Below are 21,123 nucleotides of genomic sequence, written 5' to 3'. Positions count from 1 at the left end.
GCGACGGCTGGAAGACCTCAGCGCGTCATGCGGACGGCGAGGATGGTGGCGTCGCCGGCGGGATGCGTCATGGTCGCGCCGTCGCGGGTGAAGCCGTTGCGGCGGTAGAAGGCCTCGGCCCGGCCGTTGCCGTCCATGACCCAGAGGTATGCGGGTGCGTCGCCGACCGCGGCGTCGAGCAGCTGCTGGCCAGCCCCCGAGCCGTAGGCGCTCGCGAGCAGATAGATGCCCTCCAGCTCGCGGTCGCGCGGCGCGTCGTCGTCGCGTCCTCGACCTGCGGTCGCCCAGCCGACGATCGTGCCGTCGCGCTCCGCGACGAAGGCGTCGGTCTCGCCGCGCTCCAGGATGCGGGTCCAGCCGGCGGCGCGGCGATCGACATCGAGGGAGGCGAGGAAGTCGGCAGGCATCCGTCCGGCGTACGCCTCGCGCCACGCCGTGACGTGCACCTCGGCGATGCCACGCGCGTCGTCGACGGTCGCCCGTCGCACCGTCACCGCGGTCATTTCGCGATCGCCCCGAAGGTTCCGTCGGTCGCGCGCAGCAGGTCGTCGGGGGAGAGCTCCACATCGAAGCCGCGCTTGCCACCGGAGACGAAGACGGTGTCGAACAGCTGCGCCGTCTCGTCCACCACCGTGCTGTGGCGCGTCTTCTGACCGATCGGGCTGATCCCGCCGACCACGTATCCGGTGCGGCGCTCAGCGACCGCCGGGTCGGCCATGGTCGCCCGCTTGGCGCCGACCGCGGCCGCGAGCGCCTTGAGGTCGAGCATCCCGGTGACCGGGACGACGCCGACGACGAGTCCGAGGTCCGTGTCGGCCAGCAGCGTCTTGAACACGCGGTCCGGCTCGACGCCCAGTGCTTCCGCCGCCTCCAGTCCGAACGACGGCGCGGCCGGGTCGTGCTCGTACGGATGCGCGGTGAAGGGGATGCCCGCAGCGGTCAGCGCAACAGTCGCCGGAGTCCCCGCCGGCGCCTTCTGCCGGGCCATCAGACGCGCGGTCCGTTCGCCCGGTACAGCTGCATCGACGTGCCTCCGACGAGTCGCGTGTCGCCGGGGGCGAACTCGGTCGCGTCCTCGGGGATCGGGACCTCGGTCGCCGAGTCCCACAGCAGTTGGTACGAGGTGACGCCGGGAGCCGCAGGGAGCGACACCTCCACGTCGTCCTCCACACCGTGCACGATGAGCAGGATGCGGTTGAACTCCTCCTTGTCGGGCGTCGACGCCGCGAGGTACTGCAGCGTTCGGTTCTCGGGGGAGTTCCAGTCCTCGTCGTCCATGCGCTGACCCGTCGCGTCGTACCAGTCCATGTGGCTGGCGTTGGGCGTCGTCTGGCCGTCGACGGCGTACCGGCTCGGGCGGAGCGCCGGGTTCTCGCGCCGCAGCTGCAGCAGCCGCTTCGTGGTGTCGTACAGCTCCCGCTGCTCGCGTGTGCGCAGCCAGCTCAGCCAGGTGAGCTCGCTGTCCTGGCAGTACGCGTTGTTGTTGCCGCGCTGACTGCGTCCGTACTCGTCGCCCGCGGTGATCATCGGGACGCCGGCGGAGAGCAGCAGCGTGCCCAGCAGGTTCCTGATCGCCTTGCCGCGCATGAGCAGGATGGCCTCATCCGTCGTCGGGCCCTCCACGCCGTGGTTGAACGACCGGTTGTTGTCGGTTCCGTCGCGGTTGTTCTCACCGTTGCCGAGGTTGTGCTTGACGTCGTAGGCGGTGAGGTCGGCCATGGTGAAGCCGTCGTGCGCGGTGACGAAGTTCACCGAGGCGAGCGGTCCGCGCTCGGGCGAGAAGGTGTTGGAGGAGCCGGCCAACCGGGTGGCGAACCCGCCGATGCCGACCGGCGCCTGCCCGTTGCGGCGGGCCTCGGCGATGTCGGCGAGCCAGAAGTTGCGAACGCGGTCGCGGTAGCGGTCGTTCCACTCGGACCAGCCGGCGTGTCCGTCGGACGGCCCGGGGAAGTTGCCGGTCTGCCATCCGCCGAGCCCCACATCCCACGGCTCGGCGATCAGCTTGACCCCCTGGAGTGCCGGATCGGCGGCCGCGGCGAGGAGCAGTGGATGGTCGCGATGGAACGACGCGTCCGTGCCGCGCCCGAGGGTCGCCGCCAGGTCGAACCGGAAGCCGTCGATCTGCATCTCGTTCGCCCAGTAGCGGAGCGAGTCGAGCACCAGCCGCTGCGGGACCGGATTGCCGAAGTCGACCGTGTTGCCGCATCCCGTCACGTCGATGTACGCGCCGGTCTCGTCGTGCCGGTAGTAGGTCGCGTTGTCGATGCCGCGGAAGCTGGTCCGCGGACCGCCCATGCCCTCTTCGGCCGTGTGGTTGTAGACCACGTCGAGGATCACCTCGATGCCGGCCAGGTGCAGCAGCTTGACCATGCCCTTGAACTCGGCGAGGACGGCCTCCGGGCCGGCTGCCTGCGCCGCGCGCGACGCGTACGGGCCGTGCGGCGTGAAGAAGTTCAGAGTGTTGTAGCCCCAGTAGTTGGTGAGGCCCTCCTGCTGCAGGCGCTGCTCCGACACGAAGGCCTGAACCGGCAGGAGCTCGACCGCGGTGACGCCCAGATCCTTCAGGTAGGCAATGGTCGACTCGTGCGCGAGCCCGGCGTAGCTGCCGCGCAGCTCCTCGGGAACCGACGGGTTCAGCCGGCTGATGCCCTTCACATGCGCCTCGTAGATGACCGTGTGGTCGAGGGGGGTGCCGGGCTTGCGTGCATCGCCCCAGTCGAAGCCGTCGGCCACGACGACGGAACGCCAGCCGTCCGAGCTCACGTGCAGGAGGCCGCGCGCGTACGGGTCGATGAGCAGGGCCTCGGGGTCGAACAGGTTGCCGGGCGCCTGTGGGCCGGAAACGCGGACGGCGTACCGGCTGCCGACGGTGAGCGAGCGCGAGCGGCCCACCCAGACGTTGTTCGCATCCCGGGTCATCGGCACGGTCTTGACCAGCCAATCCGGGTCGTGCTGGTCGAACAGGCACAGCTCCATGGCATCCGCGTTGGCCGAGAAGACCCTCAGCTCACCCCCGTGCGGCCCGACACGGACACCCAGGTTGCGCAGGGGATCGGTCGAGGTCATGCGATCTAGAGTAGTGACACACGCCTGGATACTTCGGAGGGCACCGTGCCGGTCTACCTCGACCACGCCGCCACCACGCCGATGCGCCCGGAGGCGATCGCCGCCTACACCGAGGCCATGGGCGTCGTCGGCAACCCGTCGAGCATCCACAGTCAGGGGCAGCAGGCCAGGCGGATGCTGGAGGAGGCCCGCGAGACCGTCGCTGCCACCCTCGGCGCCGACCCGATCGAGGTGGTGTTCACCTCCGGCGGCACGGAGGCGATCAACCTCGCGATCAAGGGCATGTTCTGGGCACGCAACGACGGGGCGCGCCGGCCGCGCATCCTGGTCCCCGGAGGGGAGCACCACGCCACGGTCGACACCGTCGAGTGGCTGGAGCGCGCCGAGGGAGCCCAGATCTCGTGGCTGCCCCTCGACGGTGACGGCCGCATCCTCGTGCCGGAGCGGATCGCGGGAGACGACGCGGCTCTGCTGACCTTCCTCGCGGTCAACAACGAGGTCGGCACCATCCAGCCCGTCTCGGCGCTCGCAGCGGCCGCGCGGTCGGCGGGCGTCCCGGTGCATGTGGATGCGGTGGCCGCGTACGGGCACCTGGCCATCGACTTCGCCGGGCTGGGCGTGGATGCGCTCAGCGTCTCGGCGCACAAGATCGGCGGACCGGTGGGGATCGGGGCGCTCGTGCTGAGCCGCGCATCCACCGTCGTCCCCCTGATCCACGGAGGAGGTCAGCAGCGGCAGGTGCGCAGCGGGACGCAGGACGTCGCCGCGGCCGTGTCGTTCGCAACCGCCGCCCGGCTGGCGGAGGCAGAGCGCGAGGCGGAGACGGCGCGGCTCTCCGCGCTGCGCGACCGTCTGATCACGGGTGTGCGCGCGGCGGTGCCGGAGGCGGTGCTCAGCGGGCCGGATCCGGTGTCGGGGGAGCGGGTCACCTCGAATGCGCACTTCACCTTCCCCGGGGCGCAGGGCGACTCGCTGCTGTTCCTGCTCGATCTGGCGGGTGTGTCCGTGTCGACCGGTTCGGCGTGCCAGGCGGGCATCCCGGAGCCGTCGCACGTGCTGCTCGCGATGGGACGCGACGAGACGGAGGCGCGCAGCGCCCTGCGGTTCACGCTGGGGCGCGGGTCGACGGACGCCGACGTGGATGCGCTGCTCGCGGCCCTCCCGGGCGCGTACGCGCAGGCATCGCGCGCGGGACTCGCGGAGCGGGCGCCGCGCCTCGGCCGCTAGCGTCCGCCGTCCTCGTCCGTGTGGACCGAGATTTGGCGCAAATCGTCGTTATGCGGCGGCGATAACCGAGATTTGGCGCAAATCTCTCGCGTGGTGGGCGGCGGGTAGAATCGGCGGGTGAAAGTTCTGGCGGCGATGAGCGGTGGTGTCGACTCCGCAGTGGCGGCGGCGCGGGCCGTCGAAGCGGGGCATGACGTGGTCGGAGTGCACCTGGCGCTGAGCCGGATGCCCGGGACGCTGCGCACCGGGAGCCGCGGCTGCTGCACGATCGAGGACTCGATGGATGCGCAGCGCGCCGCGAACATCATCGGCATCCCGTACTACGTCTGGGACTTCTCCGAGCGCTTCAAGCTCGACGTGGTCGACGACTTCATCGCGGAGTACTCGGCGGGCCGGACGCCCAACCCGTGCATGCGCTGCAACGAGCGCATCAAGTTCGCGGCGCTCCTCGAGAAGGCGCTCGACCTCGGCTTCGACGCGGTCTGCACCGGCCATTACGCGGCCATCGTCACCGACGAGGACGGCAACCGCGAGCTGCACCGAGCGAGCGCGTGGGCGAAGGACCAGTCGTACGTGCTCGGCGTGCTGACCGCCGAGCAGTTGGCGCACGCGATGTTCCCCCTCGGCGCGACTCCGTCGAAGGCGGAGGTGCGGGCGGAGGCCGCCGCGCGCGGCCTGAGCGTCGCGAACAAGCCGGACTCGCACGACATCTGCTTCATCCCCGACGGCGACACCCGCGGCTGGCTGGCCGAGCGCGTCGGCACCGCGACGGGCGACATCGTCGACCGTGAGGGCAACCGGCTCGGCACGCACGAGGGTGCGCACGCCTACACGGTCGGTCAGCGGAAGGGCCTCAACGTCGGCTACCCGTCTCCGGACGGCCGCCCGCGGTTCGTCCTGGAGGTGCGGCCGAAGGAGAACACGGTCGTCGTCGGCCCGCGCGAGGCGCTCGACATCGCCGAGATCGCCGGCTCTCGCTTCACCTGGGCCGGGATGCCGCCAGCGGACCCGTCCACGCCGTTCGCCTGCGAGGTGCAGATCCGCGCGCACGCCGACCCGGTGCCCGCCGTCGCGTCCGTCACCGGCGGCGAGCTCCTCATCCGCCCGGATGTGCCCCTGAACGGCGTCGCCCCCGGCCAGACCGCCGTCGTCTACGTCGGCACCCGCGTCCTCGGCCAGACCACGATCGACCGCACCGTCTCCGCCGTCCCCGCCTGACCCTCCGCCCCGCCGTCGAGTCCGCGAACTTTGCACGCTGCGACGGCGTTTCGCGTGCAAAGTTTGCGGACTCGACGGTGGGCGGAAGCCGCGGGGGGAGACGGAGGGCGGAGGCCGCGGCGTCGGGGGTCGCGAATAAGCTTGGGGGGTGGCGATCGAGACGACGACCGACGACCAGCTCGCGGAAGCGCGAGCCGAGGCGCAGCAGCTGACGACACGCATCCTGGAACTCCGGGACGCGTACTACGAGCGCGACACGGTGCTCGTCAGCGACGAGGAGTACGACCGCATGATGCGGCGGCTCGAAGAGCTGGAGCGGCTGCATCCGGAGCTCCAGTCGCAGGACAGCCCGACGCAGACGGTCGGCGGCCGCGCCCAGACGACCCTGTTCGCGCCGGTGCAGCATGCCGAGCGGATGCTGAGCCTCGACAACGTCTTCTCGTTGGAGGAGTTCGAGGCGTGGGCTGCGAAGGTCGAGCGTGACGCCGGCCGGCGCGTCGACTACCTGTGCGAGCTCAAGATCGACGGCCTGGCGATCAACCTGCGTTACGAGAACGGCGTGCTCGTCACGGCGGCCACCCGCGGCGACGGCGTGGTCGGCGAGGACGTGACTGAGAACATCCGTTGGATCCCGGCGATCCCGGCTCGACTCGCCACCGACGACCCCCCGGCGCTCGTGGAGGTGCGTGGCGAGGTCTTCTTCCCGGTGGCCGAGTTCGAGGAGCTCAACGCGCACCAGCAGGAAGCGGGCGAGCGCGTGTTCGCCAACGCCCGCAACGCGGCGAGCGGTTCGCTCCGGCAGAAGGCCGAGGGCAAGAACCCCGCGCAGCTGGAACTCATGCGCAACCGCCTGCGCCGCCTCCACATGCTCGTCCACGGCATCGGCGCCTGGAACAACCCGCCCGTCGATGCGCAGTCGAAGGTCTACGACCTGCTGAAGGGATGGGGCCTCCCGACCTCAACGCACTACCGGGTCGTCGACGAGCTGAAGAAGGTCGATGAGTTCATCGAGTACTACGGCCAGCACCGCGGCGCGGTCGAGCACGAGATCGACGGCATCGTCATCAAGGTGGATGAGCTGGCGCTGCACGACGAGCTGGGCGCCACCAGCCGTGCGCCTCGCTGGGCCATCGCGTACAAGTACCCGCCGGAGCAGGTGAACACCAAGCTGCTCGACATCGTCGTCAGCGTCGGTCGCACCGGCCGGGCGACGCCCTTCGCCGTCATGGAGAAGGTGCGCGTCGCCGGGTCCGAGGTGCGCCAGGCCACCCTGCACAACCAGGAGGTCGTCAAGGCGAAGGGCGTCCTCATCGGCGACACCGTCGTGCTGCGCAAGGCGGGGGATGTGATCCCCGAGGTCCTCGGCCCGGTGGTCGAGCTGCGCGACGGCACGGAGCGCGAGTTCGTCATGCCCGAGAACTGCCCCGAGTGCGGCACGCGTCTCGCGCCCGCCAAGGAGGGCGACATCGACCTGCGCTGCCCCAACGCCGAGTTCTGCCCGGCGCAGGTGCGCTGCCGTGTCGAGCACATCGGCTCGCGCGGCGCCCTCGACATCGAGGCGCTCGGGGAGGTCGCGGCCGCCGCACTGACCCAGCCGCGCTTCCCCGCGGAGCCGCCGCTCCCGACGGAGGCCGGGCTGTTCGGGCTGACCCTCGCCGACCTGTTCCCGATCGAGGTCGTGGTGCGGGATTCGGAGACCGGGCTGCCGAAACTGACCGACGCGGGGGAGGAGAAGGTAGACACTCCGTTCCGCCGTCGCCGCCAGAAGAAGGACGGCGAGTTCGACCCGGCCGCGGAGGAGTTCTTCGGCGACGAACTGTACGTCCCGTCCAAGAACGCGGTCGAGCTGCTCGCCAACCTCGCTGCGGCCCGCGAGAAGCCGCTCTGGCGCATCCTGGTCGCCCTGAACATCCGCCACGTCGGCCCGGTGGCGGCCCGCGCGCTCGCGAACCACTTCGGATCGCTCGACGCGATCCGGTCCGCCTCGCGCGATGAGCTGGCCGCGGTGGATGGCGTCGGCGGCATCATCGCGGACGCCGTCCTCGCCTGGTTCGAGGTCGACTGGCACCGCGAGATCGTGGAGAAATGGGCCGCGGACGGCGTGCAGTTCACCACGCCGGGGCACCCCGGTCCTGGCCGAGTGGATGACGCGGGCGGCGTGCTCGCGGGCCTCACGATCGTGGCGACCGGGTCGCTCGAGGGCTTCACCCGGGAGGGTGCCCAGGAGGCGATCATCGCCGCGGGAGGCAAGGCGGCATCCAGTGTCTCGAAGAAGACGGATTTCGTCGCTGCGGGGCCGGGTGCGGGGTCGAAACTCGCCAAGGCGGAGGAGCTCGGCGTGCGCATCATCGACGCCGCCCAATTCAAGACGCTGGTCGAAGAAGGGCCCGCAGCACTCGATTTGTGACGTTTTCGGTCCTCCTTCTCGCGGACAGGAGAGAAATTCTCCCCCTGAATCGGGGGTAGAACGGCTCGCCGTCGGCCACCCGTTCATGGGTAGAGTCAATATGTGCGCTCCCCCCGGACGCACACGCAAAAGGGCTTAGCTCGCTCGCTCTCGGAGGGACCCGGACGGAGTGCTGGTCGGCTTTGCAGCTGTTCTCACTGTTACCTCGGCGGTCTCCGGACTGACTGGGGTTTCCGTGCTGCCCGCAGACACCCCGACGGCACCCATCTCGGCGGTCTCGTACGCGTCCGTCCCGGCCCTGAACACCTCCGCTTCCGGCCCCGTCTCCGACGTCCCCGCCGGCCCTGCGGCCCGCTCCGCGTCGACCGCATTCCTCGGCGCCATCGCCAGCGTGGACGCCTCGGCTCTGCCGTCCTTCCTGGACGCCAACCGCGCGAAGCTCGACGCGCTCCTCCTCGACGCCCCGGCGGCGGTGGATGTGAGCCGCCTCTGGAACCTGATCGACCCCGACAAGCAGAAGGCGCTGATCGAGGCCGCACCGCACGTCATCGGCAACCTCGAGGGCGTCCCGTACGACGTCCGGGGTCGCGCGAACACCGTCGACCTCAAGCAGACGATGGCGAGCATCACCAAGACTCTCAAGACGGAGCACGGGCGCGCGGAGCGTGTGGCCCTGCAGCGCCAGCTCGACACCCTGCACAACGTCTCGACCGCGCTCTCGAAGCACGACGGGGTCAAGCGGACGTTGGTGACCCTCGACCCGTCGGCCGACGCGAAGGCCGCGATCGTCGTCGGCGATATCCGCACGGCGAAGTACGTGAGCGTGCTGGTGCCCGGCATGTACATGTCCGTCGGCGAGCAGATCGAGTCGTGGGCGAAGGTCGCCCAGGAGCAGTACGACCTGCAGACCGGGTTCCTGCGCCGCGTCCTCGGTCCGCGCGGCAACGGGGGAGCGCCGGGCGTCGCCGTCGTCGCGTGGATCGGCTACCAGACGCCCGTGCTCACCAACATCGGCGGGACCGCCTTGGCGGAGCAGGGCGCCGACAGCCTGGAGCGCACGCTCGAGGGCATCCGGGCGCTCCGCGGCGCCGACCAGCCGTACCTGAGCGTCTTCGCCCACTCCTACGGCTCCACGGCCGCCCTGATGGCGCTCGAACGGCACACCGTCACGGTGGATGCGCTGGCGCTGATGGGATCGCCGGGGAGTGCCGCGCAGTCGGTCGCCGGACTCGCGGTGAGCAACGGGAACGTCTTCGTCGGCGAGGCCCCGATGGATCCGATCGTCAACAGCGCCTTCTTCGGCAGTGACCCCGGCTCGCCGGGGTACGGCGCGAAGCCGATGGGGGTGGGCGGCGCCGTCGACCCGCTGACGCATGCGTCGCTGGCCGGGTCGACCGGTCACAACGAGTACTTCACCGCGGGGACCGAGTGCATGCGCAACCTGTCCATGATCGGCATCGACCGCGGCGACCTGGTGATCAGCGGGACGACGTCGGGCGCCTCGGACCCGAAGGCCGTCGCGGCCTCCTCGCGCTGACCGCATCCTGAGCCTCCGCCCCGTTGTCGGCGGCGGAGCACATAATGGATGGGATGCGACCGGACGACGACCCTTCCCCCACACAGCGGGGATCGAGCCGCCGCGCCTTCCTGAAGGGCGCCGGCCTGGTGGCCGCCGGTGCGGTCGCGGGCGGCGCGGCCGGCGGTGCGGCGGGCGCGAGTCTCGGCGCGGCAGCGGGCCGCACCTCTCCGACCGCGGACGAGTCGGGCGAGGAGTACCCGCCGCTTCCTCCGCGCGGCGACGGGCCGGGGTTCGACCACCTGGTCGTGCTGATGTACGAGAACCGCTCCTTCGACAACCTGCTCGGCCATCTCTACGACGACGAGACCCTGCCGAAGGGCAAGCGGTTCGAGGGGCTGGCGTTCGGCGACTACAGCAACCCGGACCCGGCGGGCGGGCCCGACATCCCCGCGCACATCTACCAGGGCACCACCGACTTCGTGATGCGCCAGCCGTCGCCCGACCCCGGCGAGGTCTACCCGCACGTCAACACGCAGCTCTACGACATCGTCGACCCGCCGTCGAACGCCGATGCGCGCCTGCGCGAGATGCAGCCGCCCTACAACGCACCGCCTCCGGGAGCGCGCCCGGCCATGCGCGGCTTCGTGCGCGATTACATGGGCGTGCTCCGCAAGGACACCGGCCGCGAACCGGCGGTGGACGACTACCGTCGCGTGATGGGCGGTTTCTCGCCCGACATGCTCCCGGTCTTCTCGACCCTGGCGCGCCAATTCGCGGTCTACGACGACTGGCACTGCGCCGTGCCCTCGCAGACGTTCTGCAACCGGTCGTTCTTCAACGCGTCCACCTCGCACGGGTACGTCGACAACGGCGGCGCCGAGGGGCTGCGCAAGTGGTTCGACCCGAAGAACGACGCGCCGACCATCTTCAACCGGCTGGAGGAGGCGGGGCGGAGCTGGCGGGTCTACTTCGACGACCGGCAGCTGATCTCCCTGACCGGATTCATCCACGCCCCCGCACTGGAGCCCTACTGGAAGACGCACTTCCGCACGATGTCGCAGTTCTACGCGGATGCGGCCGAGGGAACCCTGCCGGACTACGCCTTCGTCGAACCGCGGCTGCTCTACGACCACAACGACATGCATCCCCCGGGCGGCCCGATGACGGGGGAGGACGTGGCCGGCGAGGTCGTCGTCGGAGGCGCGATCTCCGACGTGCGCGCAGGCGACCTGTTGCTGCACAAGGTCTATTCGGCCATCCGCTCCGCGCGCAGCGCGAAGGGTTCCAACGCGCTCAACACCCTGCTGCTGGTGACGTTCGACGAGCACGGCGGCACCTACGACCACGTCCCGCCGGGTCCGGCGACTCCGCCGGACGACAGCGGCCCGGGCGAGAACGGCTTCGGCTTCGACCGTCTCGGCGTGCGTGTGCCCGCCATCGCGATCTCGGCGTACACGGCGCGCAACACGATCATCCACGAGGAGATGCACCACTCGGCGGTCGTCGCGACACTGTGCAAGAAGTTCGGGATGAGGCACCTCACCGAGCGCGACCGCGGCGCCAGGACGATCGACAACGCGATCAACCGCACGACCCCGCGGCAGCCGGGCACCTGGCCGGACACGCATCCCCAGTACCTCCCGGCGAACCCGGAGTCCGACGCACCGGCGCCGGAGGACGAGGACCGTCCGCTCAGCCCGCCGGGCATCGGCCTCGTCGGTCTGCTGATGGCACGCTACGGCGCGCCGGGCGCGGCGGTGCCGCGGACCTACAAGGAGGCGTACCAAGCGGTCAACGGGCTGGGGCGCGGGCTGTTCGGCGCGCCCTAGAATCGATAGGGCGGGCCGCGACGCGAGCTCCCGTCACCCCAACACCGAATCCACGGAGACGCACCTTGTCTGAAACCAGCGCAAGCGAGATCAGCGCAGAGCAGGTCGCGCACCTGGCGAACCTCGCCAGGATCGACCTCAGCCCGGAAGAGCTCGAGAGCCTCACGAAGGAGCTCGGCCAAATCGTCGAGTCCGTCGCGAAGGTCCAGGAGGTGGCCGGGCCCGACGTCCCGGCGACCAGCCACCCGCTCCCGCTCACCAATGTGTTCCGGAAGGACGAGGTCCGGCCGTCGCTGACCGTTGAGCAGGCGCTGTCCGGTGCTCCCGAGCGCGAGGGCGACCGCTTCAAGGTGCCCACCATCCTGGACGAGGAGTAGGACGACATGACCGACCTGATCAGGCTCTCCGCCTCCGCCCTCGCCGAGAAGCTCGCCGCGGGCGAGGTCTCCTCCGTCGAGGCCGTCCGCGCCCACCTCGACCGCATCGAGTCCGTCGACGCGGACGTGCACGCGTTCCTGCACGTCGCCGGCGAGAAGGCGATCCGCACGGCTGCCGAGATCGACGGCCGCCGCGCGGCGGGCGACCCGCTCGGCCCGCTCGCCGGTGTGCCGATCGCGATCAAGGACGTCCTGGCGACGGAGGACATGCCGTCGACCTCCGGCTCGAAGATCCTCGAGGGCTGGATCCCGCCCTACGACGCCACCGTCGTCCGGCGGCTGCGTGAGGCCGACCTCGTGCCGCTCGGCAAGACGAACATGGACGAGTTCGCCATGGGCTCCTCGACGGAGCACTCGGCGTACGGCCCGACCCGCAACCCGTGGGACCTGGAGCGCATCCCCGGTGGATCGGGTGGAGGCTCGGCCGCGGCCGTCTCCGCCTTCGAGGCCCCGCTCGCGCTCGGCTCCGACACCGGCGGCTCGATCCGCCAGCCCGCCGCGGTGACCGGCTCGGTCGGCGTGAAGCCGACGTACGGCGGCGTCAGCCGATACGGCGCGATCGCCCTGGCGAGCTCGCTCGATCAGGTAGGCCCCGTGTCCCGCAGCGTGCTCGACGCCGGCCTACTGCACGACGTGATCGCCGGTCACGACCCGCTCGACTCCACCTCGCTGGCCGACACCTGGCCGTCGATGGCCGATGCCGCCCGCGCCGGACACCGGGACGGGGCGCTGAAGGGCGTCCGTGTCGGCGTCATCCGCGAGATCGCCGGCGACGGTTTCCAGTCGGGCGTCAAGCAGCGCTTCGACGAGGCGCTCGCTCTGCTCGAGTCCGCCGGGGCCGAGATCGTCGAGGTCAGCGCTCCGAGCTTCGAGTACGCGGTCTCGGCGTACTACCTGATCCTCCCGGCGGAGGCCTCGAGCAACCTGGCGCGCTTCGACTCGGTGCGCTTCGGTCTGCGCGTCAACCCGGCCGACCCGCCGGTGACCGTCGAGCGCGTGATGGCGGCGACCCGCGACGCCGGCTTCGGCCCGGAGGTCAAGCGGCGCATCATCCTGGGCACCTACGCCCTGAGCGCCGGCTACTACGACGCCTACTACGGCAGTGCGCAGAAGGTGCGCACGCTCATCCAGCGCGACTTCTCCGCCGCGTTCGAGAAGGTGGATGTGCTGGTCAGCCCGAGCGCGCCGACCACCGCCTTCAAGCTGGGCGAGAAGATCGACGACCCGATGGCGATGTACCTGAACGACATCACCACCATCCCGGCGAACCTCGCCGGCGTTCCGGGCATGGGCCTGCCGATCGGCCTCGCACCGGAGGACGGGCTGCCGGTCGGCATGCAGCTGATGGCGCCCGCCCGTGCGGATGCCCGCCTCTACACGTTCGGGGCGGCGCTCGAGCAGCTGCTCGAGCAGAAGTGGGGCGGCACACTGCTCAGCCAGGCGCCGGATCTGAGCGCCACCGAGATGTTCGCGAGCGAAGAGGGAGCCGTCTGATGGCGAACGCCACTGCCCACACAGCAGAGCTGATGGACTACGAGAAGGCGCTCGAACTGTTCGAGCCCGTTCTCGGCTTCGAGGTCCACGTCGAGCTGAACACCAAGACCAAGATGTTCTGCGGCTGCGCCAACGAGTTCGGTTCTGGCGCCAACACGAACACCTGCCCGACCTGCCTCGGGCTCCCGGGCGGCATGCCGCAGGTGAACGAGAAGGCCATCGAGTCGAGCATCCGGCTCGGCCTCGCCCTCGGCTGCGACATCGCCGAGTCGAGCCGGTTCGCGCGGAAGAACTACTTCTACCCGGACCTGGCCAAGAACTTCCAGACCTCGCAGTACGACGAGCCGATCGCGCACGACGGGTCGATCACCATCGAGCTGGAGAACGGCCGCGAGCTGACGATCGAGATCGAGCGCGCGCACATGGAGGAGGACGCGGGCAAGCTGACCCACGTCGGCGGCGCCACCGGCCGCATCCAGGGCGCCGACTACTCGCTGGTCGACTTCAACCGCGGCGGTGTGCCGCTGGTCGAGATCGTCACCAAGATCATCGAGGGCGCCGAGGCGGACGCGCCGGAGGTCGGGCGCACGTATGTGCGCGCCATCCGCGACATCGTGAAGGCGCTCGGCGTCTCGAACGCCCGCATGGAGGAGGGGAACGTGCGCTGCGACGCCAACGTCTCCCTCCGCCGCCGTGGGTCGACCGAGCTCGGCACGCGCACCGAGACGAAGAACGTGAACTCGTTGCGCTCCATCGAGCGGGCGGTCCGCTACGAGATCCAGCGCCAGGCCGCGATCCTCGAGGCGGGCGGCACCATCGTGCAGGAGACGCGCCACTGGCACGAGGACTCCGGCACGACGAGCGCCGGCCGCCCCAAGTCGGACGCCGACGACTACCGCTACTTCCCGGAGCCCGACCTCGTGCCGGTCGCCCCGGCCCGCGAGTGGATCGACGAGCTCCGTGGCACGCTCCCTGAGCAGCCGTCGCTGCGCCGCAAGCGCCTGACCGCCGAGTGGGGCTTCACGGCTCTCGAGTTCCAGGACGTCGCCAACGCCGACCTTCTGGACGAGGTCGAGGCCACGATCGCCGCCGGCGCCGACCCCGCCGCCGCCCGCAAGTGGTGGACGGGCGAGATCGCCCGCCTCGCGAACGCGCAGAACGTTCCGGCGGGAACGCTGGTCAGCCCGCAGAACGTCGCCGAACTTGCCGCACTGATCGAGGCGGGGACGCTCACCGACCGCCTGGCTCGCCAGGTGCTCGAGGGCGTCATCGCGGGGGAGGGACGGCCCCAGGAGGTCGTCGATGCCCGCGGCCTCGCGGTGGTCTCCGACGACGGCGCGCTGATCGCGGCCATCGACGAGGCGCTGGCGTCGCAGCCGGATGTGCTCGCGAAGATCCGCGACGGCAAGGTGCAGGCCGCCGGAGCCGTCATCGGCGCCGTCATGAAGGCCATGCGCGGCCAGGCGGACGCGGCACGCGTGCGCGAGCTGGTGCTCGAGCGCGCGAGCGCAACGGAGTAGCCAGGCCCGTGGGCGGCATCCTCGTCGAACGGGTGACGGCGGAGAGTGCGGAAGCCGACGCCTCCGCACTGTCCGCCGTGCTCGCCGAGACGGTGGAGGGCGGCGCGAGCGTCGGCTGGATCGTACCGCCGTCGCCCGAGGAGGCGACCGCCTGGTGGCGCGCGCTGTTCGCGGATGCGGGAGCCGCGACCTGGGTCGCCCGCGAGCCGGACGGGCGCACCGTCGGCACGATCACGCTACTGCGTTCCCCGAAGCCGAACGGCCCTCACCGCGGGGAGGTCGTCAAGCTCATGGTGCATCCCGCCGCCCGAGGCCGCGGTGTCGCTCCCGCGTTGATGGCGGCGCTCGAACGGCACGCTCAGGAGACCGGGCTGACCCTCCTCGTGCTCGACACGGAGACCGGCAGCCTGGCGGAGACGCTGTACCGCCGGTGGGGCTGGAGCGCGGTCGGCAGCATCCCGGACTTCGCCGTCCGCCCGTCCGGACTGCTCGGCGGCACGACGATCATGTACAAGCGTCTGGGCCCGGCGGCCCCGGCACCGGAGCTGTTTGCGGACTCCCAGGCGACGCGTGCAGAGTAGGCGCATGGGCGTCTTCACTCTCGGGGGTCTGACCTCCGCACCGGCCTCCTCCCGCACCGACCTCCTCGCTCCGGCCACCCTCGAAGCGCTCGAGGCGCTCGGCTGGCTGGACGAGGTGGGCATCGTCGAGATCGACCCCGACGTGTCCGACACGTCCGCGACGCGCGATCAGTTCGGTCTGGATGCCGCCGACCTCGCCAACTGCGTGGTGGTCGCGGGCAAGCGCGAGGGCGTGGAGCGGATCGCCGCGTGCGTCGTCCTGTCGACCACCCGGGCGGATGTCAACAACACCGTCAAGCGCTTCCTGGACGTGCGCAAGGCGTCCTTCCTGCCGATGGACCGCGCCGTGGAGCTGACCGGCATGGAGTACGGCGGGATCACCCCGATCGGCCTTCCCGCCGGCTGGCCGGTGCTCGTCGACGCGCGCGTGATCGACGACGGCGTGGTGATCATCGGGTCCGGCGTCCGCCGCTCCAAGATCCTTCTCCCCGGCCGCCTGCTCGGGGAGCTGCCCGACGCGCAGGTCATCGACGGTCTGGGCCTCGAGATCCCGGGATGAGCGTGGCCGCATGATCGGAGCCGCCGTCGAACGGGTGCTCGCACCTGTCCGCTCACGTCTGATCGAGACCCTGGCCGGGCGATCGGATGAGGTGCCGGCCTGGATCCTGCGGCTGGAGGACGGCGAGGACGAGGGCTTCTTCGGTCCCGACAGCGCTGCCTGGGCGGTGCACGGCGGCATGCCGACGCTCGTCGCCGGGGTGCGCGCCCTTCTGCTTCAGGCCCTGCACCCGGGCGCGCTGGCCGGAGTGCGCGACTTCTCCCGCTACCGGGAGGACCCGCTCGGCCGGCTTGCGGGGACCATCCAATGGATCCACACCGTCACGTTCGGCAGCCGGGGACAGGCCGTCGCGGGGAGTGAGATGGTGCGGTCCCTGCACCGCCGGGTCTCCGGCACCTACGTCGACGGGCACGGCGTCGAGCGGCCGTACTCGGCCAACGACCCCGACCTCGCCCGCTGGGTGCACCTCGCCTTCACCGACGCGTTCCTGACGGCGCACGAGCACTGGGGCGGTCCCATCTCGGGCGGAGCGGACGGTTACGTGGCCGAGTGGGCCACGGCGGCGGAGCTCATGGGGGTGCCGGATGCTCCGCGATCCGCAGCGGCGTTGCGGGCCGAGATCGACGCGGTCAGCGACGCGGGGGAGCTGCGCGGTGGTCCGGAGGTCGAGGAGATCGTGCGGTTCATCCGCCGGGCTCCGCTCCGCCGCACGCTGCGACCGTCGTACCGCATCGTGTTCCGTGCCGCCGTGTCCACGCTCGAACCGCGGCACCGCGACCTCCTCGGGCTGCCGACCACGGCGGCCGAGCGCGTGCTTCCGCTCCACGGTGCGACCTCCGCGGTGCTCGCCGGGGCCCGCACTCTGCTCGGTCCGCAGCCGCAGGCGGAGCTGGCGGCACGGCGACGGCTCGCCCGGCTCGGCGCGGCCTGACCCGCGCAGCCTGACCTGCGGGCGCCGCGCGTGCGAGGATGACGGCATGAGCGACGCCGGCGCCGAGAAGACCCAGACCCAGACCGAGACGCAGACCCGCACTCGCACCGTCCACTGGGAGGACCCGGCTCCGGGCGTCGCCCGGATGCCCAGCATGACCGGGCTGGAGTACCTCCGGTCGATGCTGCGCGGCGAGCTGCCGCCGCCTCCCATCACCGAGCTGATGCGCATGACGCTGGTCGCAGCCGACCCGGGCACGGCCACGTTCGTGTGCGAGCCGGACGAGTCGCACTACAACCCGATCGGGACGGTGCACGGCGGGTTCGTGTGCACCGTGCTCGATTCCGCGCTCGGCTGCGCCGTGCAGACGACGCTGCCGCAAGGTCAGGGGTACACATCCATCCAGATCACGGTCAACTATCTGCGCCCGGTGCACGCGGGGACCGGTCCACTGACCTGCACCGCGACCGTGACGAAGCCCGGCAACCGCGTCGCCTTCGCCGACGGAGTCATCACGGATGCTGCGGGCAAGACGGTCGCGACGGCGACCGGTTCGCTGCTGGTGTTCCCGATCGGCGGCTGACGCCCGACCGCGCGGCTATCTCGCCTGTGCGGCGAGCAGCTGGTCGCGCACCTTGCGGCGGATGACCTTGCCGACGATCGAGCGCGGCAGCTCGTCCACCTGCACCACATGCTTCGGGACCTTGTACGGGGTGAGGCAGTCGCGGCCGAATGCGCGGATGGCCTCCTCGTCGAAGGATGCGCCGGGCTCCATCACGACAGCGGCGACCACGTCCTCCCCGCCCCGGCGGTGGGGGAGCCCGACCACGGCGATGTCGGCGACGCCCGGGAAGGAGCGCAGGGCGTCCTCCACCTCGGTCGGCGACACGTTGAAGCCACCGGTGACGATGAGCTCCTTGATGCGGTCGACGATGCGGACGAAGCCGTCCTCATCCATCGTCACGATGTCGCCGGTGCGGAACCAGCCGTCGTCGGAGAACACCTTGGCGGTCTCGTCGGGCTTCCGCCAGTAGCCGGAGAAAACCTGCGGACCGCGCGCGAGCAGCTCGCCCTCCTCGCCGAACGGGCGGTCCACCGAGGGGTCGTCCGGGTCGGCCACGCGCAGCTCCGTGCTCGGCAGCGGGAGGCCGACCGTGCCCTCGCGGCGGGTGGCGCCGACCGGGTTCGCCATCAGCACCGGCGAGCACTCGGAGAGGCCGTAGCCCTCGACGAGGTAGCCGCCGGTCTCGTGCTCCCAGAGGTCGACGATGCCCTGCGGCAGGCTCATGGCGCCCGAGATCGCGATCTGAATGCCCGACAGGGACACCTTCCGCTTCTCGGCCGCCTGCACCAGCCGTTCGTAGATCGGAGGGACAGCGGGCAGGAAGGTCGCCGGGTGCTTTTTCACCACATCCAGCACCAGGTCGGGGTCGAACTTCGGGAACAGCACCAGCCGCGCCCCCATGCTCATCGCGAAGGTGAGGCAGAGGGTGAGCCCGTACGCGTGGAACAAGGGGAGGACCGCGTAGACGACCGACGTGCCGCGCTCGATGGTCGGCACCCAGGCGCGGGACTGCGCCGCGTTCACGTTCAGGTTGCCGTGACTGAGCATGGCGCCCTTCGGTGTGCCGGTGGTGCCGGAGGTGTACTGGATGAGGGCCAGGTCGTCACGCTCCGGCCGCGGGGAGGACTTCGCGATCCGGCGGGAGGCGACCAGCGAATCCCAGGAGATCGTTCCGGACACTTTCGCGGTCAGCTGCTCGCGGGCCTTGCGCGCCGCCGGGACGGGGAGCCGCAGCGCGAACCGCTTGGAGGCGGGCATCGCGCGGGTGAGGTCGACGGAGATGATCGTGGTGACGCCGAGGTCGGCGGGGAGGTCCTGCACGGTGGCGGCGACCTTGTCCCAGACGATGGCGACGGTCGCGCCGTGGTCCTCGAACTGGTGGCGGAGCTCGCGCGGCGTGTACAGCGGGTTGTGCTCGACGACCACGGCGCCGAGGCGCAGGACGGCGTAGAACGCCGCGACGTGCTGAGGACAGTTCGGCAGCACGAGCGCGACCCGGTCGCCCTTCGAGACGCCGAGTTTCCGCAGGCCCTCGGCGGCGCGCGCGATCTGGTCGCCCAGCTCGGCGTACGTCGTGGTCGCGCCGAAGAACTCCAGGGCGACGTGCTTGGCGTACGTCTTCACCGACTCGTCGATGAGGTGCGAGAGGGACCCGGCGGGCACCTCCACGTCGGCCGGGACGCCGGGCGCATAGCCGGCGATCCAGGGCTTCGTACTGTACGGGAGGTGCTCGGCGCCCGCGGTCGCGGCTCCGTCGCTCGTCGCGCTGTCGGTGGTCACGGCGGCAAGCCTACGCGGAGGCGACCTGCGCCCGCACGGCGTCCTCGATCGGGGTGTCGCCGCCGATGACCTCCCACTGCCGGCCGATCGCCGCGGGCTCGTCGAGCACGACGGCGATGAGGGTGGCGACGTCCTCGCGGGCGATGCTGCCGCGCGGAACGCTGTCGCCGAGCGTGATCCGTCCGGTGCCCTCGTCGATGGTGAGGCCGCCCGGGCGGAGGATGGTCCAGTCGAGCCCGGAGGCGCGGAGCGCCGTGTCGGCGTCGCGCTTGGCCTCGACGTACGCCTTCCAGACCGGGTCGGCGTCGTCGACCGGAGCGTCGACGCCCCAGGCCGAGACCTGCACGAACCGCCGGATGCCCGCCTTCGCGGCCGCCTCCTGCGACTTCACGGAGCCGCCGTAGTCGACGGTCCTTTTCCGTTCGATGCCCGAGCCCGCTCCGGCCCCGGCGGTGAACACGACCGCGTCGCAGCCGCGGATCGCCTCGGCGAGGGTGTCGGCGTCCGCCTTCTCGATGTCGACCAGCGCCCCGAGGCCGCCGAGGCGGTAGACATCCTCGGCGTGCTCGTCGCTGCGGACGACGCCGACGAAGTCGTCTCCGCGGTCGTAGAGCACCCGCATGAGCTGCTGGGCGACTTTTCCGTGGGCTCCGATGATCGCGACTCGAGTCATGACCCCATCCTTCCACCGAGCATCGGCGGGAGGCGACACGCGTCCGCCTCGCGCGAACGCTCTCGGCGTTCGGGCCGGGCTCTGTTACCGTCGTCTGCATGACCGCCCTGCTCGAGCTCCTCGGACGCGCTTTCGCGTCCGCGCTCGGCATGCTCGGCGGCGGCAGCCCCGCCGGCGTCGTCGCGCTGGCCGGTGTGGCCGGTGCCCTCGGCCTGGTTGCGGTCGTCGCCGCAGCGGCACTCCGGTCGGTGGCGGCTCTCGCCGCCTCCCTGCGGGTGCGCTCCGCGTGGTCCCGGCCGATCCTCCCCGTCGCGGGATGGCTCGCCGAGAGTCAGTCGGCTCCGGACGCCGACGGCCGGCCGCGCCCCAGAGCGCCCGGCGTCTCCCTGCCGGCCGCGTAACCGCACCCCGTATCCCGCCACCGGGCGGACGGCGGCGCCTTCGCGACCAGACGCGTCCGCATCCGTCCGAATCGCAGGGATCACACACTCATGGACTTCTTCTCCTGGCCGCCCATCGCGGCCCTCCTCGACGGGGCATACAGCCTCGTCACCGCTCTCTCCACCGCCGTCGAACCGATCGCCGGAACCGCCGCCGGCCTCGTCGCCGTCGTCGTCCTGACGCTGCTCGTCCGCGTCGTCCTCATCCCCGTCGGCGTCAGCCAGGTGCGCGCCGAGTACAGCCGCCGGCGGATCGCTCCCCGCCTCGCCGAGCTGCAGCGCCGGCACAAGGGCGACCGCGAGACGCTCGCCCAGAAGACGATGGAGCTGTACCGCGAGGAGCAGGTGTCGCCGTTCGCCGGGATGCTGCCGCTGCTCGCGCAGATCCCCGTCGTGACGCTGCTGTACGCCGTGTTCACGCATCCGACCATCGCCGGGCACGCCAACACGCTGCTCGGGGAGCACGCCTTCGGGGCGCCGCTCGGAACCAGCTTCGTCGGGCTCACCGGCGCGGGGGCCGGGGTCTGGCCGGGGATCCTCGTCTACTTCGGCGTCCTCGCGTTGATCGCGATCGTGACCACGGTGTCCCGACGGGTGCTGACGCTGCCGCAGCCGGAAGGTTCGACGGCACCGGTCGGGATGCTGCGCGCGCTGTCGTTCCTGCCCTATGTGACCGTGGTCTTCGCGGCGTTCGTCCCGCTGGCGGCCGCCGTCTACATCCTCACGTCGACGACGTGGACGGTGGCCGAGCGGTGGACGCTGCGCCGGCTTCTCGACCCGGCGCGCCGCGCAGGGGGTTCGACGCGGCCGACGACGTCGCACTGACCGCAAGCACTGAGCGGTCGCACAGCCCGGGGGTGGCACGATGGACGGCATGT

Annotated in this window: 19 protein-coding genes; 14 read left to right on the top strand and 5 right to left on the bottom strand. The window is 71.1% G+C overall.

Annotation, left to right across the window (positions count from 1 at the left end; genetic code table 11):
* Positions 1-17: 17 nt before the first annotated feature.
* From BLR91_RS09720 to glgX, 3 genes are read right to left on the bottom strand one after another with little or no spacing between them, the layout of a single operon-like run.
* Complete coding sequence (locus tag BLR91_RS09720) at positions 18-503, bottom strand: GNAT family N-acetyltransferase (RefSeq protein WP_089875488.1); 486 nt, start codon at positions 501-503, stop codon at positions 18-20.
* Positions 500-988 (bottom strand): Cys-tRNA(Pro) deacylase, encoded by a 489-nt coding sequence (gene ybaK / locus BLR91_RS09715; RefSeq protein WP_089875489.1) that lies wholly within the window; start codon positions 986-988, stop codon positions 500-502. The genes BLR91_RS09720 and ybaK overlap by 4 nt, the downstream gene beginning before the upstream one ends.
* The gene (gene glgX / locus BLR91_RS09710; RefSeq protein ID WP_089875490.1) at positions 988-3,066 is read right to left on the bottom strand and encodes a glycogen debranching protein GlgX; all 2,079 of its coding nucleotides are present in this window, start codon (positions 3,064-3,066) and stop codon (positions 988-990) included. The genes ybaK and glgX overlap by 1 nt, the downstream gene beginning before the upstream one ends.
* Before the next feature lie 45 nt (positions 3,067-3,111).
* Here glgX and BLR91_RS09705 point away from each other — a divergent pair, with 45 nt between their 5' ends.
* From BLR91_RS09705 to BLR91_RS09650, 12 genes are all read left to right on the top strand, one after another.
* Positions 3,112-4,293 carry a cysteine desulfurase family protein gene (locus tag BLR91_RS09705; protein WP_089875491.1) on the top strand — a complete coding sequence of 394 codons (1,182 nt, stop codon included), beginning with the start codon at positions 3,112-3,114 and terminating at the stop codon, positions 4,291-4,293.
* Between the two features lie 117 nt (positions 4,294-4,410).
* Positions 4,411-5,511, top strand: a complete 1,101-nt coding sequence (gene mnmA, locus BLR91_RS09700; RefSeq protein WP_172823203.1) for a tRNA 2-thiouridine(34) synthase MnmA — start codon at positions 4,411-4,413, stop codon at positions 5,509-5,511.
* Between the two features lie 148 nt (positions 5,512-5,659).
* The gene (gene ligA, locus BLR91_RS09695; protein ID WP_089875493.1) at positions 5,660-7,918 is read left to right on the top strand and encodes an NAD-dependent DNA ligase LigA; all 2,259 of its coding nucleotides are present in this window, start codon (positions 5,660-5,662) and stop codon (positions 7,916-7,918) included.
* 235 nt (positions 7,919-8,153) lie between these two features.
* Positions 8,154-9,455 carry an alpha/beta hydrolase gene (locus BLR91_RS09690; protein WP_089875494.1) on the top strand — a complete coding sequence of 434 codons (1,302 nt, stop codon included), beginning with the start codon at positions 8,154-8,156 and terminating at the stop codon, positions 9,453-9,455.
* A 53-nt stretch (positions 9,456-9,508) separates the two neighbouring features.
* Positions 9,509-11,266, top strand: coding sequence for an alkaline phosphatase family protein (locus BLR91_RS09685; protein ID WP_089875495.1), 1,758 nt, complete (start codon positions 9,509-9,511; stop codon positions 11,264-11,266).
* 65 nt (positions 11,267-11,331) lie between these two features.
* Complete coding sequence (gene gatC, locus BLR91_RS09680) at positions 11,332-11,643, top strand: Asp-tRNA(Asn)/Glu-tRNA(Gln) amidotransferase subunit GatC (RefSeq protein WP_018190728.1); 312 nt, start codon at positions 11,332-11,334, stop codon at positions 11,641-11,643.
* A gap of 6 nt (positions 11,644-11,649) precedes the next feature.
* Positions 11,650-13,197 carry an Asp-tRNA(Asn)/Glu-tRNA(Gln) amidotransferase subunit GatA gene (gene gatA, locus BLR91_RS09675; RefSeq protein WP_018190729.1) on the top strand — a complete coding sequence of 516 codons (1,548 nt, stop codon included), beginning with the start codon at positions 11,650-11,652 and terminating at the stop codon, positions 13,195-13,197.
* Positions 13,197-14,717 (top strand): Asp-tRNA(Asn)/Glu-tRNA(Gln) amidotransferase subunit GatB, encoded by a 1,521-nt coding sequence (gene gatB, locus BLR91_RS09670; RefSeq protein ID WP_089875496.1) that lies wholly within the window; start codon positions 13,197-13,199, stop codon positions 14,715-14,717. The genes gatA and gatB overlap by 1 nt, the downstream gene beginning before the upstream one ends.
* An 8-nt stretch (positions 14,718-14,725) precedes the next feature.
* On the top strand, positions 14,726-15,298 hold the full coding sequence (locus tag BLR91_RS09665) for a GNAT family N-acetyltransferase (protein ID WP_089875497.1): 573 nt from the start codon (positions 14,726-14,728) through the stop codon (positions 15,296-15,298).
* Positions 15,299-15,302: 4 nt separating this feature from the next.
* Positions 15,303-15,857: a YbaK/EbsC family protein gene (locus BLR91_RS09660; RefSeq protein ID WP_089875498.1), complete on the top strand. Its 555-nt coding sequence runs from the start codon at positions 15,303-15,305 to the stop codon at positions 15,855-15,857.
* 10 nt (positions 15,858-15,867) lie between these two features.
* Positions 15,868-16,788, top strand: a complete 921-nt coding sequence (locus BLR91_RS09655; protein ID WP_089875499.1) for an oxygenase MpaB family protein — start codon at positions 15,868-15,870, stop codon at positions 16,786-16,788.
* A gap of 46 nt (positions 16,789-16,834) precedes the next feature.
* Positions 16,835-17,371: a PaaI family thioesterase gene (locus BLR91_RS09650; RefSeq protein ID WP_089875500.1), complete on the top strand. Its 537-nt coding sequence runs from the start codon at positions 16,835-16,837 to the stop codon at positions 17,369-17,371.
* Between the two features lie 15 nt (positions 17,372-17,386).
* On the opposite strand, the gene BLR91_RS09645 is transcribed toward BLR91_RS09650, so the two are convergent.
* Both BLR91_RS09645 and BLR91_RS09640 read right to left on the bottom strand, forming a co-directional pair.
* Positions 17,387-19,132, bottom strand: a complete 1,746-nt coding sequence (locus tag BLR91_RS09645) for a long-chain-fatty-acid--CoA ligase (protein WP_089875501.1) — start codon at positions 19,130-19,132, stop codon at positions 17,387-17,389.
* A 10-nt stretch (positions 19,133-19,142) separates the two neighbouring features.
* Positions 19,143-19,805 (bottom strand): SDR family oxidoreductase, encoded by a 663-nt coding sequence (locus tag BLR91_RS09640; protein ID WP_089875502.1) that lies wholly within the window; start codon positions 19,803-19,805, stop codon positions 19,143-19,145.
* Between the two features lie 98 nt (positions 19,806-19,903).
* On the opposite strand from BLR91_RS09640, the gene BLR91_RS09635 reads away from it, so the two are divergent.
* Complete coding sequence (locus BLR91_RS09635) at positions 19,904-20,206, top strand: DUF6412 domain-containing protein (protein ID WP_018190737.1); 303 nt, start codon at positions 19,904-19,906, stop codon at positions 20,204-20,206.
* A 90-nt stretch (positions 20,207-20,296) separates the two neighbouring features.
* A complete protein-coding gene (locus tag BLR91_RS09630) occupies positions 20,297-21,070 on the top strand; it encodes a YidC/Oxa1 family membrane protein insertase (protein ID WP_089875503.1) in 774 nt (257 codons plus the stop codon).
* The last annotated feature ends 53 nt before the right edge of the window (positions 21,071-21,123 follow it).

The sequence above is a fragment of the Leifsonia sp. 466MF genome, assembly GCF_900100265.1.
In the GTDB taxonomy this organism is placed as follows: domain Bacteria; phylum Actinomycetota; class Actinomycetes; order Actinomycetales; family Microbacteriaceae; genus Leifsonia.
The sequence above is the reverse complement of the archived record's forward strand: the minus strand, read 5'-3'. Positions and strand labels throughout refer to the sequence as shown.

Coding starts and splice junctions, on each gene's coding strand:
- BLR91_RS09720 (WP_089875488.1), bottom strand. CDS start 503: ATGACCGCGGTGACGGTGCGACGGGCGACCGTCGACGACGCGCGTGGC.
- ybaK (WP_089875489.1), bottom strand. CDS start 988: ATGGCCCGGCAGAAGGCGCCGGCGGGGACTCCGGCGACTGTTGCGCTG.
- glgX (WP_089875490.1), bottom strand. CDS start 3,066: ATGACCTCGACCGATCCCCTGCGCAACCTGGGTGTCCGTGTCGGGCCG.
- BLR91_RS09685 (WP_089875495.1), top strand. CDS start 9,509: ATGCGACCGGACGACGACCCTTCCCCCACACAGCGGGGATCGAGCCGC.
- gatA (WP_018190729.1), top strand. CDS start 11,650: ATGACCGACCTGATCAGGCTCTCCGCCTCCGCCCTCGCCGAGAAGCTC.
- gatB (WP_089875496.1), top strand. CDS start 13,197: ATGGCGAACGCCACTGCCCACACAGCAGAGCTGATGGACTACGAGAAG.
- BLR91_RS09660 (WP_089875498.1), top strand. CDS start 15,303: ATGGGCGTCTTCACTCTCGGGGGTCTGACCTCCGCACCGGCCTCCTCC.
- BLR91_RS09655 (WP_089875499.1), top strand. CDS start 15,868: ATGATCGGAGCCGCCGTCGAACGGGTGCTCGCACCTGTCCGCTCACGT.
- BLR91_RS09650 (WP_089875500.1), top strand. CDS start 16,835: ATGAGCGACGCCGGCGCCGAGAAGACCCAGACCCAGACCGAGACGCAG.
- BLR91_RS09640 (WP_089875502.1), bottom strand. CDS start 19,805: ATGACTCGAGTCGCGATCATCGGAGCCCACGGAAAAGTCGCCCAGCAG.
- BLR91_RS09635 (WP_018190737.1), top strand. CDS start 19,904: ATGACCGCCCTGCTCGAGCTCCTCGGACGCGCTTTCGCGTCCGCGCTC.
- BLR91_RS09630 (WP_089875503.1), top strand. CDS start 20,297: ATGGACTTCTTCTCCTGGCCGCCCATCGCGGCCCTCCTCGACGGGGCA.